The 21,053-nt window shown below is 52.0% G+C and carries 16 protein-coding genes; 14 read left to right on the top strand and 2 right to left on the bottom strand.

The window, feature by feature from the left end; translation table 11 throughout:
- The first annotated feature begins 28 nt into the window (after positions 1-28).
- From JFC11_RS01870 to eno, 4 genes are all read left to right on the top strand, one after another.
- Positions 29-1,447 (top strand): FAD-dependent oxidoreductase, encoded by a 1,419-nt coding sequence (locus tag JFC11_RS01870; protein ID WP_120385696.1) that lies wholly within the window; start codon positions 29-31, stop codon positions 1,445-1,447.
- A gap of 138 nt (positions 1,448-1,585) precedes the next feature.
- Entirely contained in the window at positions 1,586-3,241 is a 1,656-nt protein-coding gene (locus tag JFC11_RS01865; protein WP_038481645.1) for a CTP synthase, read from the top strand.
- 17 nt (positions 3,242-3,258) lie between these two features.
- On the top strand, positions 3,259-4,128 hold the full coding sequence (kdsA, locus tag JFC11_RS01860; protein ID WP_038481648.1) for a 3-deoxy-8-phosphooctulonate synthase: 870 nt from the start codon (positions 3,259-3,261) through the stop codon (positions 4,126-4,128).
- Between the two features lie 70 nt (positions 4,129-4,198).
- Positions 4,199-5,488, top strand: coding sequence for a phosphopyruvate hydratase (gene eno, locus JFC11_RS01855; protein WP_038481651.1), 1,290 nt, complete (start codon positions 4,199-4,201; stop codon positions 5,486-5,488).
- Between the two features lie 444 nt (positions 5,489-5,932).
- Here the strand turns inward: eno and fdxA are convergent, their stop codons facing one another.
- Positions 5,933-6,256 carry a ferredoxin FdxA gene (fdxA, locus tag JFC11_RS01850; protein ID WP_009722190.1) on the bottom strand — a complete coding sequence of 108 codons (324 nt, stop codon included), beginning with the start codon at positions 6,254-6,256 and terminating at the stop codon, positions 5,933-5,935.
- A 155-nt stretch (positions 6,257-6,411) separates the two neighbouring features.
- A complete protein-coding gene (mutS, locus tag JFC11_RS01845) occupies positions 6,412-8,979 on the bottom strand; it encodes a DNA mismatch repair protein MutS (RefSeq protein WP_038481655.1) in 2,568 nt (855 codons plus the stop codon).
- A gap of 187 nt (positions 8,980-9,166) precedes the next feature.
- Here mutS and JFC11_RS01840 point away from each other — a divergent pair, with 187 nt between their 5' ends.
- The 10 genes from JFC11_RS01840 (at position 9,167) to JFC11_RS01795 (ending at position 20,871) form a co-directional block, all read left to right on the top strand.
- Positions 9,167-9,700, top strand: coding sequence for a CinA family protein (locus tag JFC11_RS01840; RefSeq protein ID WP_198348588.1), 534 nt, complete (start codon positions 9,167-9,169; stop codon positions 9,698-9,700).
- 89 nt (positions 9,701-9,789) lie between these two features.
- Entirely contained in the window at positions 9,790-10,851 is a 1,062-nt protein-coding gene (recA, locus tag JFC11_RS01835) for a recombinase RecA (protein WP_038481661.1), read from the top strand.
- A gap of 534 nt (positions 10,852-11,385) precedes the next feature.
- A complete protein-coding gene (locus JFC11_RS01830) occupies positions 11,386-12,420 on the top strand; it encodes a glycosyltransferase family 2 protein (protein ID WP_084183659.1) in 1,035 nt (344 codons plus the stop codon).
- 48 nt (positions 12,421-12,468) lie between these two features.
- Entirely contained in the window at positions 12,469-13,587 is a 1,119-nt protein-coding gene (locus tag JFC11_RS01825) for an NAD-dependent epimerase/dehydratase family protein (RefSeq protein ID WP_231657287.1), read from the top strand.
- Entirely contained in the window at positions 13,584-14,360 is a 777-nt protein-coding gene (gene rfbF, locus JFC11_RS01820) for a glucose-1-phosphate cytidylyltransferase (RefSeq protein WP_198348587.1), read from the top strand. The genes JFC11_RS01825 and rfbF overlap by 4 nt, the downstream gene beginning before the upstream one ends.
- Positions 14,361-14,367: 7 nt before the next feature.
- Entirely contained in the window at positions 14,368-15,714 is a 1,347-nt protein-coding gene (locus tag JFC11_RS01815) for an NAD(P)H-dependent oxidoreductase (protein ID WP_198348586.1), read from the top strand.
- Positions 15,715-15,717: 3 nt separating this feature from the next.
- Positions 15,718-16,266 (top strand): dTDP-4-dehydrorhamnose 3,5-epimerase, encoded by a 549-nt coding sequence (gene rfbC, locus JFC11_RS01810; RefSeq protein ID WP_038481670.1) that lies wholly within the window; start codon positions 15,718-15,720, stop codon positions 16,264-16,266.
- Positions 16,267-16,282: 16 nt separating this feature from the next.
- A complete protein-coding gene (locus JFC11_RS01805) occupies positions 16,283-16,744 on the top strand; it encodes a regulatory protein RecX (protein ID WP_038481672.1) in 462 nt (153 codons plus the stop codon).
- 169 nt (positions 16,745-16,913) lie between these two features.
- Positions 16,914-19,523: an alanine--tRNA ligase gene (gene alaS / locus JFC11_RS01800; protein WP_038481675.1), complete on the top strand. Its 2,610-nt coding sequence runs from the start codon at positions 16,914-16,916 to the stop codon at positions 19,521-19,523.
- Between the two features lie 97 nt (positions 19,524-19,620).
- Positions 19,621-20,871: an aspartate kinase gene (locus JFC11_RS01795; protein ID WP_083001390.1), complete on the top strand. Its 1,251-nt coding sequence runs from the start codon at positions 19,621-19,623 to the stop codon at positions 20,869-20,871.
- Positions 20,872-21,053: the final 182 nt, after the last annotated feature.

Below are 21,053 nucleotides of genomic sequence, written 5' to 3'. Positions count from 1 at the left end.
CAGAGCCTACGCTTCGAGGAGAGAGATCATGGCTAACCGTTTAAATAACGATTTCCAGTTTGTAGATGTGGGTCGTCAAGACCCACAGAAAAAAGCCGCACACACACGGTCAAAAGAGTTCGCTGAAATTTACGAGCCCTTTAAGCCCACCGATGCGGCGAGTCAGGCGCACCGTTGCCTGCACTGCGGCAATCCGTACTGCGAGTGGAAGTGCCCGGTACATAACTACATTCCCAACTGGCTTCAGCTAGTGGTGGAAGGCAATATTATTGAAGCAGCCGAGCTTTCACACAAAACCAATTCGCTGCCGGAAGTGTGTGGCCGCGTGTGCCCGCAAGATCGTTTGTGTGAGGGCGACTGTACGCTGAACGACGGCTTTGGTGCGGTTACCATTGGGTCGGTAGAGAAGTACATTACCGACACCGCGTTTGCGATGGGTTGGCGTCCGGATATGTCTAAGGTGGAGTGGACCGATAAGAAGGTCGCCATCGTAGGTGCCGGGCCTGCGGGTCTTGGTTGCGCTGATATCCTGGCACGTAATGGCGTCAAACCCGTCGTATTTGATAAGTATCCCGAGATTGGCGGTCTGCTTACCTTCGGTATTCCAGAATTTAAACTGGAAAAGAACGTGATGGAGCGTCGCCGCGCCGTCTTTGAAGAGATGGGCGTCGAGTTTCGTCTGAATACCGAAATTGGTACCGACATCGAATTCGATACGCTGCTGCAGGAGTACGATGCTGTTTTCCTGGGTATGGGGACTTACAAGTACATGGAAGGTGGCTTCCCCGGCGAAGATTTACCTGGCGTGTATAAAGCGCTCGATTTCCTGATCGCCAACGTTAATCGTCGCTTAGGCTTTGAAAAAGATCCTAACGACTTTATCTCGATGGAAGGTAAACGTGTGGTGGTGCTTGGCGGTGGTGATACGGCGATGGATTGTAATCGGACCTCGATTCGCCAGCACGCCGACAGCGTGATCTGCGCTTATCGCCGTGATGAAGAAAACATGCCCGGTTCCCGCCGTGAAGTTGCTAATGCGCGAGAAGAGGGCGTTGAGTTTCTGTTCAACCGCCAGCCGGTTGCGGTGGTAGGTGAAGAGCAGGTCGAAGGGGTTAAGGTCGTGCGTACCCGTTTGGGTGAGCCCGATGAAAACGGCCGTCGACGTCCTGAAGTGGTGCCTGGGTCTGAAGAAATTATTGCCGCCGACGCAGTAGTGGTAGCTTTCGGTTTTCAGGCAAGCCCGGCACCGTGGTTCGATAGCGCCAATATCCAGGTCGATGAGCGTGATCGCGTAAAAGCGCCAGAGCATGGCCAGTACGCCTACCAAACCAGCAATGCGAAAATTTTTGCTGGTGGCGATATGGTGCGCGGCTCTGATCTGGTGGTCACCGCGATTTACGAAGGCCGCCAAGCTGCTGAGGGGATTTTGGATTACCTAGGCGTTTAGTTTTGATAGTGAGGGGCGTCTTCGCCCCTCTGCCACCTGCAGTTCAAATTGAGCCTTTAGGCGTACTCTGCTATTCTGTCATCCCATCCTGGTGTGGCTTTCTGTTACGCCTTTTGATCACGTTTCGACAGGTTTTCCATGACACGATATATCTTCGTGACCGGCGGCGTTGTGTCCTCTCTTGGCAAGGGCATCGCGTCGGCCTCGCTGGCGGCGATTCTAGAGGCCCGCGGCCTTAAGGTCACCATGCTCAAGCTCGACCCCTACATCAACGTGGACCCGGGCACCATGAGTCCTTTCCAGCACGGCGAGGTGTTCGTCACCGAAGATGGCGCCGAGACGGACTTGGACTTAGGGCACTATGAGCGTTTTATTCGCACCAAAATGACCCAAGGGAACAACTTCACGACGGGGCGCGTGTACGAAAATGTACTGCGCAAAGAGCGCCGTGGTGATTACTTGGGCGGTACCGTTCAGGTCATCCCTCATATTACCGATGAAATTAAACAGCGCGTCTATGCTGGCGGTGAAGGCTTTGATGTGGCGCTGGTAGAAATCGGTGGCACGGTGGGGGATATCGAATCACTGCCGTTCTTAGAGTCTATTCGTCAGATTCGTAGTGAGCTTGGCGCTAGTCGAGCGATTTACATGCACCTTACGCTGGTGCCGTATATCAAGACGGCAGGCGAGACCAAGACCAAGCCGACTCAGCACAGCGTCAAAGAGCTACGCTCGATTGGTATCCAGCCGGATATTTTGATTTGCCGTAGCGAAGTAGAGCTTGAAGAGAGCGAGCGCCGTAAAATCGCCCTGTTCACTAACGTGGAAGAGCGTGCCGTTGTACCGTTACAGGATGCCGATACTATTTATCGGATTCCGTTGATGCTGCACGAGCACGGTCTGGACGACATTGTTTGCGATAAGCTGCGCCTGGAAGCAGAGCCTGCCGACCTTTCCGAATGGGTCAAAGTGCTGGATTCCAAATTGAATCCGCTGAAGTCGGTAAGTATTGCCATGGTCGGTAAATACATGGAGCTGCTGGACGCCTATAAGTCGCTCAACGAAGCGCTTATTCACGCAGGCATTCAAGGGCGTATTAAGGTCAATGTTGACTATATCGACTCCGAAGATATCGAGCATCACGGCACCGAGCGGCTAGCTGGCAAAGATGCCATCTTAGTACCTGGTGGCTTTGGCGAGCGCGGTGTGGAAGGCAAAATTCTTACCGCTCAGTTCGCGCGTGAAAACAACATTCCCTACCTGGGTATTTGTTTGGGCATGCAGGTAGCGGTCATCGAATTTGCCCGCAATGTGGCTGGCTGGGAAGATGCTAACTCTACCGAGTTTACCCACGACACCAAGCACCCTGTGGTGGGCCTGATTACCGAGTGGATTAACGCTGAAGGTAAGATCGAGCTGCGTGACGCTGCATCTGACTTAGGTGGCACCATGCGTCTAGGCGGTCAGGTCTGTCACTTGAAATCCGGTAGCAAAGCTCGCGAAGCCTACGGTGCTGATGAGATTGTCGAGCGTCATCGCCACCGCTTTGAAGTCAATAACCAGTTTATTGATGAGTTAGAGCAGGCAGGTCTGGTCATTTCTGGCAAGAGCGTCGATCAGTCCTTGGTAGAAGTCGTCGAGCTGGCTGACCACCCTTGGTACGTAGCGTGTCAATTCCATCCGGAATTTACCTCGACACCACGTGACGGACACCCGTTGTTCTCTGGGTTTGTTAATGCTGCCTTAGAGCACAAAACGGCACGTACGCGCGCTCATACAACGACTCAGGAATAAGAGGGAGAGCGAATAATATGTCTTCGACTTCTCAATCATCCTTTCCAGAGCGTCATATTAACGTTGCCGGCCTAACCGCCGGCAATTCTTTGCCGCTAATGTTATTGGGCGGCATGAATGTGCTGGAGTCAGCGACGCTTGCTGATGAAGTGGCGCAGGCCTACGTTAATGTGACGCAAAAGCTCGGAATGCCTTATGTCTTTAAGGCAAGCTTTGATAAAGCGAACCGTAGTTCTATCCACTCTTATCGTGGACCTGGGCTAGAAAAAGGTTTGCAGATTCTAGCGGATATTAAAGCGCGCTATGGCGTGCCCATCATTACCGACGTTCATGAGCCTTGGCAGGCAGAGCCTGCGGCTGAAGTCGCTGACATAATTCAGCTGCCAGCGTTTCTTGCCCGCCAGACCGATCTAGTGGTGGCGATGGCTAACACCGGTGCGGCGATTAATATCAAAAAACCGCAGTTTCTAGCACCTCACGAAATGCGCCATATCCTCACTAAGTTTCAGGAAGCCGGTAACGACCGTCTGATGCTATGCGAGCGTGGTACTAGCTTCGGCTACAACAACCTGGTGGTGGATATGCTAGGCGTTGGCGATATGAAACAGACCGGTTACCCGGTGTTTTTCGATGTCACCCATGCCTTACAGCGCCCGGGTGGCCGTGCGGACAGTGCCGATGGCCGTCGTGCCCAAGTGGCAGAGTTGGCCCGTGCGGGTGTGGCCGTTGGTTTGGCGGGTATCTTCCTAGAAGCTCACCCTGACCCAGATAATGCTAAGTGCGATGGACCCTGCGCACTGCCATTAGATCAATTAGAGCCATTTTTGACTCAGCTTTCGCAGCTAGATGCCTTGGTGAAGGGGTTTACGCCTTTGACCATCCGTTAACCGCGACGGCAAATATGGTATACATTGGACCCACAATCATCCATTAGACTGACAACCAAAGGACACTGTTATGACCAAAATTGTTGAAATCAGCGCACTAGAAGTGCTCGATTCCCGCGGCAACCCTACCGTTCAGGCCATGGTTCGCCTGGAGAGTGGCGCCGTAGGTGAAGCATGTGCGCCAAGCGGCGCTTCTACAGGCTCCCGCGAAGCGCTCGAGCTGCGCGATGGCGACAAGACACGCTACCTTGGCAAAGGCGTTTTAAAAGCTGTTGAGGCCGTGAATGGCAAAATCAGTGCTGCGTTGTTAGGAATGGATGCGCGTGATCAGCGTGGGCTGGACGACGCAATGTTAGCCCTGGATGGCACTGAAAATAAGGCGAATCTGGGTGCGAATGCCATTCTGGCGGTGTCGCTGGCTGCGGCTAAAGCCGCTGCCAATGCTAAAGGTGTGCCGTTATATGCGCACATTGCCGAGCTTTATGGCCAGCCGGGGCAGTACAGCATGCCGGTACCGATGATGAACATTCTTAACGGTGGTGAGCACGCCGATAATAACGTTGATATCCAGGAATTCATGGTACAGCCAGTAGGCGCGGCAAACTTCCGTGAAGGCCTACGCATGGGTGCGGAAATTTTCCACGCGCTAAAAAAAGTACTGTCTGCTAAAGGCCTTTCTACGTCCGTGGGTGACGAAGGCGGCTTTGCCCCTAACTTGGCATCTAACGCAGATGCCCTGGCGGTCATTAAGCAAGCTGTTGCTGATGCCGGTTACGCACTGGGTAAAGACGTTACCTTGGCGCTAGACTGTGCCTCTTCCGAGTTCTACAAAGATGGCCAGTACAATCTTTCCGGTGAAGGTAAAAGCTACGATGCCGAAGGGTTTGCCGATTACCTGGCAGGCCTTTGTGCGGACTATCCGATCGTTTCCATCGAAGATGGTATGGATGAATCAGACTGGGCGGGCTGGAAAGCACTGACTGACAAGCTGGGCGACAAAGTACAGCTGGTTGGCGACGATTTGTTTGTTACCAATACCAAGATTCTTAAGCGTGGTATAGACGAGCAAATTGGTAATTCAATTCTGATCAAATTCAACCAGATTGGCTCGCTGTCTGAAACGCTGGATGCGATCAAAATGGCCCAGGACGCTGGTTTTACCGCGGTTATTTCACACCGTAGTGGTGAAACTGAAGATACGACGATTGCCGATTTGGCCGTGGGCACCTGTGCAGGCCAAATTAAAACGGGCTCTCTGTGTCGTTCTGACCGCGTCGCGAAATATAACCGCCTGCTCGTCATCGAAGCGGAATTGGGTGATGTGGCTTACCCTGGCTTGAAAGCCATTAAAGGGCAGTAAGCGAAAATGAGCGTCGGCGTGTAAGAGATGTCTCAAGATTTTGTAAGAGATATCTTACAAATGCCGGCGCTAATCGCTCAAATGCTTTTTTATTTTATCTTATGTTTTTGATTTTTATGGTTTTTTGTAACGGGCGAGCCGCAGTGGCTCGCCCGTTGCCGTTTTGGTCTGCTTGAGTTGTGATGGCTTTGTGCCACAATGCATTCAGGACAGGGGAGGCAAGGATGCTTCAGGCAGGATGCAACGGGATGCAGGTCAGATACGCTAGGTGACACAGTGATGTGGGCTCTGGCAAGGATGGTATCTGAGGAGTTTGACACAGGGAGAGGTCAGAGGAAGTGCTTGGAGCGGGCGGCCTACGGGCCGCCTTTTTTTGTGTGCACAGCCCGTGGCACACAAAAAAACCAGCGCGAACGCTGGTCTGAAAATGCGTGGCTTCTAAGATTAGCGTTCGAGCTTTTCCAGCTTACCTGTTTTGCCGTCCCACTCTTCTGCATCGGGCAGCGGATCTTTTTTCTCGGCAATATTCGGCCATACATCGGCTAATTCAGCATTAATTTCTATAAACTGCTCTTGGCCATCCGGTAGCTCATCTTCTGAGAAGATAGCTTCTGCGGGGCACTCCGGTTCACACAGGGCGCAGTCAATACACTCGTCTGGGTGAATGACCAGGAAGTTGGGGCCTTCGTAGAAGCAGTCGACCGGGCAGACTTCAACACAGTCGGTGTATTTACACTGGATGCAGTTCTCGGTAACGACAAACGTCATCTTGCTATCCCTCTTGCGGGACCGGGAGCTTCCCGGTCGTGGTCAATAGTTAATGGTTATAAATCGGCCGTTTCTTATAAGATAAAACAGTATGGGCGACATTCTAGTGGTGCCCTTACGCGGCGGCAAGCGCTCATGGCTTTCCTTTCATACCATTACAGTAGCTCTCGCCACTGATATAGCAGCGCTAGCGCTTCGCGGGGTGTTAAATCGTCTACATCGGCTTTGCCTAACGCTTCCACCACGGGGTGCGGTGCGCTGGCGAACAAGTCGTTTTGTTGCGGTGCTGTAGAAATGCCGCTTGGGCGCTGCAACTCATCCACATCGCGCTGCTCGAGGGCCATTAACTTTTCACGGGCTCTGCGTATCACATGGTTGGGAACACCTGCTAACTGGGCTACCTGTAAGCCATAGCTCTGGCTCGCAGGACCAGCTTCGATGCGGTGCATAAACACGATGCTGTCGCCGTGCTCAGTGGCGGTTAGGTGAATGTTTGCCACACCCTCTGCTTGTTCCGGCAGCGCGGTCATTTCAAAATAGTGCGTGGCAAATAGGGTGAGTGCCTTTGCTTCGGCTAGGTACTCAGCACTTGCCCAGGCCAGTGAAAGGCCGTCAAAAGTACTGGTACCACGACCAATCTCGTCCATTAATACCAAGCTATGCTCAGTAGCATTGTGCAAAATATTAGCGGTTTCGGTCATTTCCACCATAAATGTAGAGCGACCACCCGCTAGATCATCTGACGAGCCTATGCGGGTAAAGATACGATCTACAGGGCCTATTTCAGCGCTATCAGCAGGTACGAAGCTGCCACTATGAGCCAACAGTGCGATGAGCGCGGTTTGGCGCATATAGGTTGATTTACCGCCCATGTTGGGGCCGGTGATAATCAACATGTGCTGATCAGGTGTTAGCGTGACATCGTTGGGTACAAAGGGTGTGTCGCTGACATGTTCGACAACAGGGTGTCGTCCAGCGGTAATTCTAAGGCCAGTGGCATCTCGTAGCTGAGGCCTTACCCAATTGAGTGCCTCTGCACGCTCGGCAAAGGCGCAGAGCACGTCAAGTTCAGCCAATGCCCGCGAGGTGTTTTGCAGTGCGTGAAGCGCCGCGTTGAGCTCGCCCATCAGGCGCTCGTAGAGCCATTTCTCACGCGTGAGGGCCCTGGACTTGGCCGAGAGTGCTTTGTCTTCGAACTCTTTAAGTTCTGGAATAATAAAGCGTTCAGCATTTTTTAGCGTTTGACGACGGATGTAGTCGGCGGGTGCCTGCTGAGCCTGAGAGCGAGGCAGTTCAATAAAGTAGCCATGAACCCGGTTATAGCCGACTTTCAAATTGGCCAGGCCAGTGCGTTCGCGCTCGCGCAGCTCCAACTGCACTAAGTACTCACCGGCGTTTTCAGCCATGCCACGGTGTTCATCTAGCTCGGCGTCAAAGCCGTTCGCAATCACGCCGCCATCGCGAATCACCACGGGCGGATTCTCAACCAATGCGCGAGTTAAGGTATCGGCTATTTCTGGGTAGGGGCGAATGTGAGGTTTAAGACTATCGATAGCGCTACCGCTATCAATTTCGCTTAGCAATTGCTCAAGTGCGGGTAGCGTTACCAGGGCGTCGCGCAGGCGCGCCAAATCCCGGGGACGTGCGCTATACAGTGCGACGCGAGCCAGGATGCGCTCGACGTCGCCTACATCACTCAACGTATCGCGTAGCGGCAGGTAGGCTGCTTCAATAGAGAGCAACGCCACGCCCGCGTGACGATCTTCCACGACGTTACGCTGGCGCAGCGGGCGGTTAAGCCAGCGCTTTAGTAATCGCGAACCCATCGCGGTGGTGCAGGTGTCTAACACGCTGGCCAGGGTGTTATCGCTGTTGCCGCCGAGATTAATATCAATTTCCAGATTACGCCGACTGGCCGCGTCAATCACTACGGCATCATCACGGTTTTCGACGCTAATGGCCGTTACGTGGGGCAGTCGTGAACGTTGGGTGTCTCGGGCGTAATCGATTAGTACACCCGCCGCGATGAGTGCGGTGGTTAAGTGCGCGCAACCAAAGCCGCGTAAATCCTGGACTTCAAATTGATCGCATAGGCTGCGCGTGGCGCTGTCTAAGTCAAACAGCCACTCCCCTTGGCGTCGCAGGCTGCGCTTTTGTGACCATGCGTCGGGCAGTGTTAAGCTTTCGGGCACTAACAGTTCGGCGGGCGACAGGCGGGTTAGCTCTGCCTGCATCTCGGCTTCACTTTCTACTTCCAAAACATTGAAGCGCCCACTGGAAAGCTCCAGCCATGCAAGGCCCCAGCCGTCTTTGCCGGGTGCAACGGCGACCAGCACGTTATCTCGGCGAGCATCCAGTAAGGCTTCATCGTGAAGCGTGCCAGGGGTGACAATGCGTACTACTTGTCGATCAACGGGGCCTTTACTGGTGGCAGGGTCGCCGATTTGCTCGCAGATAGCGACGGATTCACCGGCTGACACCAAGCGGGCTAAATAGCCTTCAGCGCTATGGTAGGGCACGCCTGCCATAGGAATAGGTTTGCCACCTGACTGGCCGCGCTGGGTAAGGGTGATATCCAGCAGCATTGCGGCGCGCTTGGCGTCATCGAAAAATAGCTCGTAAAAATCCCCCATCCGGTAAAACAGAAGTACCTCTGGGTGATCGCGTTTGATCTTAAGATATTGCGCCATCATTGGCGTATGAGCGGGGCTGGCCTGTGACATGGGCGTCCTGGTTGAGCGTTGCGCAAGCAGTCTCAGCTTGCGGCATGTTCTTTGGCAGTTACTTTAAACGACTTCTTTGGGCAATTTCTTTGGGCAATTTCTTTGAGCAATTTCTTTGAGCAATTTCTTTGAGAAAGTTAAACACGGTATTCTACGCTGAACTGAGGTCTCACATGAAGGAGTCACCATGGCACCTAGCGTTTCAAGCCTGAAGAATCTTGACCTATCACTGCTCGCTCAACGCTTGGGAAGGCTGTGTCAGCAGCTTGGGGTGGAAGTTTCCACAGCAGAGTCCTGTACAGGCGGCGGTATCGCCAGCGCAATTACCTCTGTGGCAGGTAGCTCTGCGTATTTTACAGCAGGCTATGTGACCTACTCCAATGCTGCTAAAACGCGTATGTTGGATGTGCCCGAGGCGCTTATCGAAGCCCATGGCGCGGTCAGCGAGCAAGTAGTTAATGCAATGGTTAAAGGTGCTTGCTTAGCAAGTGGTGCTGATTTAGCGGTTGCCGTCAGTGGAGTGGCTGGTCCTGATGGTGGCAGTCAAGAGAAGCCTGTTGGTACCGTATGGCTTTCCTGGGGCAGTGCAGAAAGCCAACAGGCAGCGCGTTTCCACTTTCACGGCGACCGACAGGCGGTACGCGAACAAGCCGTACGTGAAGCATTGGCAGGCCTAGTTGCGCGCTTGATGGCCCAGGCCCAAGGCAGTGAAAAGAAATAAACATTAAATATGGTGCTGAGGATTTGTTTAGCCGCTAATCTTTGGCATACTACTGGCTAATTATACAGTTTGTAATGAGGAATTTCTGCATGGCTCAGGATGACAACCGCACCAAAGCGCTAAATGCTGCACTTAGCCAGATTGATCGCCAGTTTGGTAAAGGGACTGTTATGCGCCTTGGCGATGCACCGCGCGTGATAATGCCGTCTGTCTCCACCGGTTCACTGGGGCTTGATATCGCGCTTGGTATCGGCGGGTTGCCGTTTGGGCGCGTATGTGAAATTTATGGCCCAGAGTCATCGGGTAAAACGACTCTGACTCTGTCAGTCATTGCGCAGGCGCAAAAACAGGGCAAAGTATGTGCGTTCGTCGATGCAGAGCACGCTCTGGACCCAAGCTATGCAGAAAAACTAGGGGTTAATCTAGACGACTTGCTGGTTTCCCAGCCTGATACCGGTGAGCAAGCGCTGGAAATTACCGACATGTTGGTACGGTCTGGCGGGGTAGATGTGATCGTGATCGACTCCGTGGCTGCATTAACGCCGCGTGCTGAAATCGAAGGCGAAATGGGCGACTCCCACGTTGGTCTTCAAGCACGCTTAATGTCTCAGGCATTGCGTAAAATTACCGGTAATATCAAAAACGCCAATTGTTTAGTGGTGTTTATCAACCAGATCCGCATGAAGATCGGCGTAATGTTCGGTTCGCCCGAAACCACGACCGGCGGTAACGCGCTTAAATTCTACGCCAGCGTGCGCCTGGATATCCGGCGTACAGGCTCAGTAAAATCGGGTGATGAAGTTACTGGTAACGAAACCCGTGTGAAGGTAGTTAAAAACAAAGTGGCGCCGCCATTCCGTCAGGCAGAGTTCCAAATTCTCTACGGTAAGGGTATCTACCATGCGGGCGAGGTGATCGACCTGGGCGTGCAGTGCAGCTTGGTAGACAAGGCGGGCGCGTGGTACAGCTACAAAGGCAAAAAGATTGGTCAGGGCAAAGCCAATGCAGCTCAGTATTTAGAAGAGCATCCTGAGACCATGGAAGAGATTGAAGCGCAAATCCGAGCTCAGCTGCTTGCTCCGCCGGATGCAAAAAAAGAAGAAGCCCCAGAGGCAGATGTTGCAGCTGAGAGCGATGATGATTTGCTGTAAGCCTCTTTATGATGCTGTTTTTTTAAGCTGTTGAGTTAACGCCGTGTGAAGTGGCGATTCAAATACTGTCTCGGCGCGAGTACTCTCGCGCTGAGCTAGTGTGCAAGTTACACCAAAAAAAACATTTCAGCCTGATGAGCTTGCTGCCTGCAGTAGCAAGCTAAATTTGGCGAAAGCCTAGCCTGTGTTTTTAGCATGAAAAAAGGGGTACCTAAAAAGGTGTCCCTTTTGCTTTTCTGCATGAGAAAAATGGTACTGCAAACTAGATTTTTGATCTGGCCATGCGCTTGACAGAAAAAAACATGTCGCTTATTTTTAAATGTAACTTTTAATGTCGTTAGGTTTCATATTGTAACTTTTGCCGTTGCTACTACGTTTCTATGACGGAGCGTTCGGTGATTGTAGGTTAGGGGCTGCTTATATAATTATAAAAGAATGAAATATAACTTTTCATATGATGGAGAGCCTGGTGGTTAAATTTAAAGGCTAACCTTTATCGCGAAAAGAAAAAGCTCATCTTTGGGGAAGTGTGCTATGCATAAAGTATTCGCGGTAATCCTTACTTATAATCGAAAGGAACTACTGAAGCGATGTCTCGATGCAGTGTATTCCCAGTGCCGCTCTTGCGATCGTGTCATCGTCATTGATAATGCAAGCAGTGATGGTACCCAAAAGATGTTGTCCGAAAGCAGTTACCCTGGTCTTATGGTACATGTGCTTAAGGATAATATTGGCGCCTCTGGGGGATTTAATGCAGGTATGCATCTCGCCTATCAAGAGGGTGCCGATTTTATTTGGACAATGGACGATGATGTCATACCTGATTCAGACGCACTTCACTTCTTGTTATTAGCCGATGAAGCGCTTAAAGATAAAGGAAAAAAACCAGCTTTTCTTCTTTCTCAGGCCTTCACTGAAAATGGGCTGGTTACTAATACTCCTATTATTAGTCCTTTGAAAAATGCCATTGGTTATCGAGACTGGCACGAGTTGCTTGAACTGGGTGTAGTGGCTGTGCATCGCGCTACTTTCGTTTCAATACTGCTGCCGCGGACTACCTTGGCGCAACATGGCCTGCCAATAACCGCGATGTTCATCTGGGGGGAAGATAGTGAATTTACCTTAAGAGTCACTCAAGACAGCCCCGGTTATGTTGTTGGTATGAGTAAAGTACAACATTTACGCCAAGAAAATGGTCCTATCAGTATTCTTAATGAAACTAATCCAGCGCGTTTTAGGTTATACCGGTACTTTATTCGAAATAAAATTTATATCGCTCGTAAGTATCGCCATTTCCCTAATTATCGCTACCTTATGATTTCAGAGGTTTATCGAGTTTCTCGGTTGTTTTTTATACTTTTATTTAGAGGTGAAATCCGTAAGGCCAAGATAGTTCTGCATGGAATGTTAGAAAGTTTGTGGTTTTATCCTGAGCCTGAAGCTGCAGATACACCTATCGAAAAAATGCAAACTTCCACGTGGAGGTTAGACCAGCTATGCCAAGAGCAAGCTGACGTGAAGAAAAAAACCAGGATAAAAAATAAAAGCAGCTTTAAGACAGGGTCATAAAAACACTTGGTTTAATGACGCTCAGGCGCTAAATGATGGGGTGATATTTTGAAAATCTTGATCGTGGGCAATATGGGGTACGTCGGCTCCGTACTGGTAAGAGAGTTAGCCGCACGCTATCCATCTGCCACTCTTCATGGTTACGACAATGCCTATTTCGCGCACTGCCTCACGGGAGCAGATTTCCTTCCTGAGCGTTATCTCGCCCAACAGTTTTTGGGCGACGTTAGGGATATTCCTGCTGGTTTTTTTGAAGGCTACACGGCCGTGGTGCAACTGGCTGCTATCTCCAATGATCCTATGGGAGACCGTTTCGCTGCCGTAACGGCTGAAGTCAATCAATACGCTACGGTGGCCATGGCCAAAGCAGCGGCTCAAGCGGGAGTAGAAAACTTCGTGTTTGCTTCGAGTTGCAGTATTTATGGCATTGCTCTCGGTGCGCCGCGTTGTGAAGCAGATGCTGTGGCTCCGGTTACCGCCTACGCCTGTTCGAAAATTGCCGCAGAAGAAGCCTTGGCGGGCATCGAGGGGGACATGGTGATTACTAGTTTACGCTTTGCGACTGCTTGTGGAATGTCGGAACGTCTACGCCTGGATTTAGTGCTCAATGATTTTGTCGCCTGCGCGCTTAGCCAGCAGCATATTACCGTGCTTAGCGATGGGTCACCCTGGCGACCCTTGATCGATGTCTCCGACATGGCAAGGGCCATTAGTTGGGCGATACAGCGTAAGCCCGAAAATGGGGGGCGCATCCTCAATATCAATACCGGCTCTAACGAACGCAATCATCAGGTGCGGGATCTAGCGACGGCGGTTGCCCAGGCAATTCCTGGTACCACTCTGAGTATCAATACCCAAGCACCGGCGGACAGCCGTTCCTACCAAGTAGATTTCAGTCTATTCGCTAAGTTAGCACCTGAACATCAGCCAAAAATGACACTTTTGGATTCGATAATGGGGGTGGTTAATGGGCTAAAAGGCATGAAGTTTACTGATGCCCAATTCCGAACCTCACGCTATGTGCGCCTGCACGCGCTACAAGCGCATATCGACGAGGGTCGCCTGTCCGAGAACCTGAGTTGGCAAATTCGTAATGGAGTGACTCCCACTGCTTCGCCGGGCTCTTCCTCGGTCACTTCGATGCCTGAAATGGAGGCTAAGCCATGAAAGTTGCAATTTTTGCGGGAGGGTTTGGCACGCGTTTGAGTGAAGAAACGGCGATTCGTCCAAAGCCTATGGTGGAAGTAGGAGGGCGACCGATTCTTTGGCATATCATGAAAATGTATGCCCATCACGGCTTGAAGGAATTCGTCGTGCTGGGTGGCTATAAGGTTGAGTATATTCGCGACTACTTTCTCAATTATCGCGGTAACCGAACCGACTACACCATTGACCTGAAAACAGGCAAAGTCGCCTGGCTTCAAAGCGTGAACGATGACTGGAAAGTCACCGTGCTGGATACCGGCGCCGATGCCATGACAGGTGGGCGGCTTAAGAAGGCCATGCATTTACTGGCGGATGAGCCTTTCTGCTTGACCTATGGCGATGGACTGAGCGACCTAAATATTACAGCATTGATCGATTCTCATCTGGCCTCAGAAAATTGGTGCACCCTGACGGCAGTAACGCAGCCGGGCCGCTATGGTGCGCTGCGCTTGCAAGAAGGCAACAATCAGGTGGAAGGCTTTCGCGAAAAGGGAGAAATAGATGGTGGCCTGATCAACGGCGGCTTTTTCGTCTGTGAACCGGAAGTATTCGAGACGATTAACGATAGCCAGACCGTATGGGAAAATGAGCCCATGCAGCGAATGATTGAAATGGGCAGGTTGGGATACTTCCATCACAACGGATACTGGCAAAGCATGGATACTCTGCGGGACAAGATGGTGCTTGAGGCCGCTTGGGCGGAAAGCGCTCCCTGGAAGCTTTGGAAGGAATGAATCTCCGATGATTATCGTTGATACAGCACTTGCCAAGCGAGAAGCTCAAGGCAATCCCATTCGAGTAGGAATGATAGGCGCCGGGTTCCAAGCGAGGGGGATCGGCCTACAGATTATGACGGCAACAGCGGGAATGCGTCTTTGCGCTATTGCCAATCGTCACCTGGATGCTGCGGTCAAGGTCTATCAACAAGCCGATATTGAACCAATCGTCTGTGACACTCAGCAGGAGCTTGAAATGGCGATTGCAGCGGGGCGAGCGGCAGTTACTGAGAATGCTGTGGCTCTGGCTCGCGCGGAAGGATTGGATGCGATCATCGAGGTAACTGGTTCGTTGGAGTTCGCCGCACATGTCGTGCTGGCGGCACTTGAAAGTGGTAAAGACGTCATTCAAATGAATGCGGAACTCGACGGCACGATCGGCCCTATTTTAAAAGTGAAGGCTGATGCTGCAGGCGTTATCTATAGTTTTGCCGATGGTGACCAACCAGGCGTACAGATGAATCTCTATCGCTTTGTCGCCGGGCTGGGTGTCAAGCCTGTGCTGTGTGGCAACATCAAGGGACTGCATGACCCTTATCGCAATCCGGCTACCCAGGAAAGTTTTGCTAAACGCTGGGGACAGAAGGCGGCGATGGTGGCGTCTTTTGCCGATGGCACCAAGATTTCGTTTGAACAGGCGATTGTCGCCAATGGTACCGGCATGCGAGTCGCTCAACGCGGCATGCTTGGTCCTGATTTTTCCGGTGGTGTGCCTGGTGGACCCTTAGTACCTATCGAGGAGACGATGTCAGCGTTTGAGCCCTATCTTGATCCGGCAGGGCCGGGGCTGGTGGATTACGTTGTGGGAGCACGGCCTGGGCCGGGTGTGTTCGTGCTGGGTACCATCGATAATCCCCGTCAGCGGCATTATCTCGAGCTCTATAAAATGGGAGAAGGGCCGTATTACTGCTTTTCAACGCCTTATCACCTTTGTCATTTTGAAGTGCCTACGTCCGTTGCGCGAGCAGTGTTGTTCCGTGATCCGGTTTTATCTCCTTTAGGCGGCTCAAGGGTGGGTGTGATCGCTATGGCCAAGAAGACCTTGCATGAGGGCGATAAAATCGAAGAGCTCGGCGGATTCGAGGTCTACGGCATGGCTGAAAATATAGAGGTGATAAGGCGTGAACGGCTACTACCTATCGGTCTAGCACTAGGGTGTCAGGTGGCTGGTCGTGTGGAAAAGGACAAGGCACTGACCTTCGATGATGTGGTTATTCCACCATTGCGCTTGATCGATCGTCTGTATGCTGAACAAGAAGCCATGTTTGCCTTGGAACCCCTATCTGGCACCGCCGCTACTTTTGTGGAGTAAGCCATGCTATTTCATCAAACGAAACTCAAGGATGCCAAGCTGATAGAGCTTGAGGCTCATGGTGATGAGCGGGGTTTTTTTGCTCGGACTATGTGCCGCGCGGAGTTTGAGCGCCATGGTTTGCTGGGCGATTTTGTACAGCAGAATACTTCGTTCTCAGCCAAGAGAGGCACTCTGAGGGGGCTGCATTACCAGCGAGAGCCGCACGCTGAAGCCAAGCTGGTGCGCTGCCTCCGGGGGAGCATTGTTGACGTCATTGTGGATATTCGTGAAGACTCAGAAACCTACCTGCACTATCAGCTGTTCGAGCTGACCGAGGCCAATCGGTATCAGCTTTATGTGCCGCCAGGCTTTGCGCACTCCTTTCAGACGCTGACCGATGATGTTGAAGTTAGCTATCTGGTGTCGGCTGCCTATCATCCCGAGGCTGAAAGCGGTTTGCGCTATAATGATGAGCGTCTCGCGATCGAATGGCCTATCCCGCCCACAGTCGTGTCCGAAAAGGACGCCAATTGGCCATTGATCAGTGAGCGAATTGACGCACTCTTCTAACCGTTGAGAGAACAGTATGTTCCCCCCCAGTAGTGAGTTAACGCCGCGTGAAGTGGCGATTCAAATGCTGTCTCGGCGCGAGTACTCTCGCGCTGAGCTAGCGCGCAAGTTGCAGCAAAAATCATTTCAGCCTGATGAGATTGATGTCTGTCTGAATAGCTTAGAAGAGCAGAATTTACAGTCCGATGAACGTTTTGCTGAAAGCTTTATACGTTCGCGGATTCTTCGTGGGCAAGGGGTTATTCGCATTAAGGGTGAACTGCGCCAGCGGGGCGTAGATCAAGAAACGTCAACGATGGCTTTTGCCGCAGTAGAAGAGCGCGAAGCCGTAGATTGGTTTGAGCTAGCCCGTGATACCTTGGCTCGGCGCTTTTCCTCGCCAGGTGATACTCCCAAAGAGCGTGCTAAACGCGAACGTTTTCTCGCCACACGCGGCTTTAATTTTGAGCAAATCCGCTACGCGTTGTCTTGCTTGTAGCTCCCCTTATATAAGCCTTCTCCGGGTGTTTTTTCACCCACTGTTTTAGTTCTGCCACTAACTGCGGCTTTAGTCGTTTGACAACTGCGTTATAATGCCCCTTTTGCGACCCCAGCGGGTGGCGGCGATAGCGCCCTGGGGCATCATGCTTTCTTGTCACGGATACCCTATGAAAAGCGCAGAGATCAGACAGGCCTTTTTATCTTTTTTTGAAAAGCAGGGGCATACTATTGTGCCCACCAGCTCTCTAGTGCCGGGCAATGACCCGACGCTGCTCTTCACCAATGCAGGCATGGTGCCCTTCAAAGATGTTTTTCTTGGCCGTGACCCGCGACCCTATGTGCGCGCCACGTCAGCCCAGCGCTGCGTGCGTGCTGGCGGTAAGCATAACGATCTAGATAACGTTGGCTACACGGCGCGTCACCACACGTTTTTTGAAATGTTGGGTAACTTCAGCTTTGGTGACTACTTTAAGCGTGATGCCATTCGCTTTGCCTGGACATTTCTGACGGAAACGCTGGGCCTGCCCAAAGAGAAGCTCTGGGTAACGGTGCATATCAGTGACGACGAAGCAGAGCGTATCTGGAAAGATGATATCGGCATTGACCCTGAGCGTTTCTCAAAGCTTGATGAAGATAATTTCTGGCAAATGGGCGACACCGGTCCTTGTGGCCCCAGCTCTGAAATCTTTTTTGATCATGGTCCGGAAGTATGGGGCGGCCCGCCTGGCAGCCCTGAAGAAGATGGCGATCGCTACATCGAAATCTGGAACCTAGTGTTCATGCAGTTCGATCGTGATGCCGCTGGAACATTGAATCCGCTGCCTAAGCCTTCCATCGATACGGGAATGGGCTTGGAGCGGGTGGCTGCTGTAATGCAGGGCGTTCACTCCAACTACGAGATCGACCTGTTCCAAAACCTGCTGAAAGCTGCTGCTGAAGCGACAGGCCATGGTGACACCACGACGCCTTCGTTACGCGTGATTGCCGACCATATTCGCTCTTGTGCCTTCTTGATTACAGACGGCGTTCTGCCTTCCAACGAAGGGCGCGGCTATGTGCTACGTCGGATTATTCGCCGGGCGATTCGCCATGGGCATAAACTGGGTGCTTCCGAGCCGTTTTTCCACAAGCTGGTAACCGCACTAGATGCTGAGATGGGCGACGCCTATCCTGAATTGCGTGAAGCGAGTGAACAAATTACCCGCGTGCTGCTTAAAGAAGAAGAGCAGTTTGCTCGCACGCTGGACCACGGCATGGGGCTATTGAATGCGGCGCTTGAAGAGCTACAGGGTGACGTGCTACCTGGCGAAACCGTCTTCAAGCTTTACGATACTTACGGTTTCCCCTTCGACCTGACGGCGGATGTATGCCGTGAGCGTGAAGTCACACTGGATGAAGCCGGTTTTCAGCGCGAGTTAGAAGCGCAACGTGAACGTGCGCGGGCGGCCAGCCAGTTTGGCGCTGACTACAGCGCTGCTATTGACCTGGAGGGGGAAACCCAGTTTACCGGTTACGAACACCTGGCCGACCAAGCGACAGTTACTGCCATCGTGGATAGCGAAGGTAATGCGTTAGCGGCTCTGGAAGCTGGCCAGAAAGGCACCGTTGTGCTGGACCGTACGCCATTCTATGGAGAATCGGGCGGCCAGGTGGGCGACACCGGTTACTTATATGTTGATGGCGGTCGCTTTCAGGTAACCGACACGCAGAAACAGAGTGGCCACCACCTTCACCAGGGGATTATGGTCGATGGCGCGCTGAGCGTCGGCGCTAACGTGCGAGGCGAGGTGGATGCCAGCTTGCGTAGCGCGACCATCCGTAATCACTCGGCGACTCACTTGCTGCATAAAGCACTGCGTATGGTGCTGGGTGACCATGTTCAGCAAAAAGGCTCACTGGTAAACGCAGAGCGCCTGCGCTTTGACTTTAGCCACTTCGAGCCGATGACCGTAGAGCAATTAGCGGAAGTTGAGCGTCTGGTAAATGAGCAGATCTTAGCGAATGCACCGACCAAGACAGAGCAGATGAGCCTCGCAGAAGCAAAAGCCAAAGGGGCTGCCGCGCTGTTTGAAGCAAAGTATGCTGATAACGTGCGGGTATTGACCATTGGTGCTGACGACTTCTCTATCGAGCTGTGCGGTGGTACTCACGTGAACCGAAGCGGCGATATTGGTTGTTGCCATGTGGTGAGCGAAGTGGGTATCGCTTCTGGCGTGCGTCGTATTGAGGCGATTACCGGTGAAAATGCGCTGGCTTATTTCCGTGAGCAGGAGGCGCGTGTTCAGCGGTTAGGTGAGCGACTGAAAACCAAACCCGAGCAAGTGGAAGCTCGGGTTGAATCACTGGTTGAGCGTAACCGTGCGCTGGAAAAAGAACTTGAGCAACTGAAAGCGAAGCTGGCAAGCGCTGCGGGCAGTGACATGCTTAGCCAGGTGCAAGAAATTAACGGTATTAATTTACTAGTCACCCAACTTGAGGGTGTTTCCGGTAAAGAGTTGCGTGGCGTACTTGATCAGCTGAAAAACAAGCTTGGCTCTGGCGTCATCTTGCTTGGGGTTGCGGATACTGCGGCAGGTAAAGTGAGCTTGATTGCCGGGGTTACCCAAGACTTAGTGGGTCGCGTTAAGGCAGGTGAGCTAGTTAATCATGTCGCTTCGCAAGTAGGCGGTAAAGGTGGTGGCCGCCCAGATATGGCTCAAGCGGGTGGAAGTTTACCTGATGCCTTGCCTGCGGCATTAAGCAGCGTACCGGCTTGGTTGGAAAATACGCTTAGCTAATTACAAAGGCCGGTGGCACTATTTGCTACCGGCTTTTTGTTAAATAGTAATAACAATACTCACTCTCCATTCCCGAACCTATAGGAAAAAACGGCATATGGCATTATACGTACAGAAGTTCGGCGGCACCTCGGTGGGCTCTGTCGACCGTATCAAGGCCGTGGCGGAAAAGGTTAAAGGCTTTCGCGACCAAGGCCACCAAGTTGTAGTGGTGGTGTCCGCGATGAGCGGAGAGACCAATCGCCTGACCGATATGGCAAACGCAATCAATGAAGACCCAGCACCACGCGAAATGGATATGCTGCTCTCTACCGGTGAGCAGGTAACTATTTCGCTGTTGGCAATGGCGCTTCAGCAAATTGGAGTTTCTGCCACTTCCCATACGGGTGCCCAAGTCGGCATTCATACCGATAGCGCCTACACCAAAGCGCGTATTCAGCGCATTGAAACTGATGACCTGAAATCTGATCTTGATGACGGGAAAGTAGTTGTGGTGGCTGGTTTCCAAGGTGTTGATGAAGACGGCAACATTACGACGCTTGGACGTGGTGGTTCAGATACCACGGGTGTTGCGCTTGCTGCAGCGCTTGGTGCTGATGAGTGCCAGATATACACCGATGTTGATGGTGTTTACACCACTGACCCTCGCGTGTGTTCCAAGGCTCAGCGCCTTGAGAGCATTACCGTCGAAGAAATGCTTGAGCTCGCAAGCCTAGGCTCCAAAGTTCTACAGATTCGCGCCGTCGAATTTGCTGGTAAGTACAACGTACCACTTCGCGTGCTGTCGAGCTTTGAAGATGGCCCCGGCACCCTAATTGTTGCAGACGCAGACCAAGACGAGGACGCTATGGAAGAACCGCTAATCTCCGGTATCGCTTTTACTAAAAATGAAGCTAAATTAACCCTGTTGAATACGCCTGATGTGCCAGGTGTAGCGTCGCGTATTCTTGGTCCTATCGCCGATGCCAATATCGAAGTCGATATGATTGTGCAAAACGTAGCACCTGCTGGTGATTACACTGACTTCACCTTTACGGTAGCCAAAGGCGATTACAAAGCAACGAAGAAATTGCTTGAAGAGACAGTAATTCCTGACTTGGGCGGCGGCGAACTACGTGGCGATGACAACATTGCAAAAGTATCGCTTGTAGGGGTTGGTATGCGCTCTCATGCCGGTGTTGCTTCTAAAATGTTTCGTGTTTTGGCAGATGAAAACGTCAATATCCGTATGGTTTCAACCTCGGAAATTAAAATTTCCGTTGTCATTGATGAAAAGCATATGGAGCTTGCGGTTAACGCCTTGCACAAAGCATTCGGTTTAGATAAGTCTGATATCGAATCTGAATAACAATTATGCGCTAAACCTTCTACGCTGAAGAGGACTTGCTGCCGTGTGGTGGTGAGCTTCCTTTCAACGGGAGGTTAAGGTGTCATAGGGGCTTGAGCCATTGGTGGTGGCGGCACCATGCCGCATAATAGCGTGGTGCCGCTTTGAGCGGACACATCCCGTTGTATAAAACGTCTGAGAAG

The sequence above is a fragment of the Vreelandella alkaliphila genome (assembly GCF_016107625.1).
GTDB lineage: Bacteria > Pseudomonadota > Gammaproteobacteria > Pseudomonadales > Halomonadaceae > Vreelandella > Vreelandella alkaliphila.
This window is presented reverse-complemented; position numbering and strand designations above follow the sequence as displayed.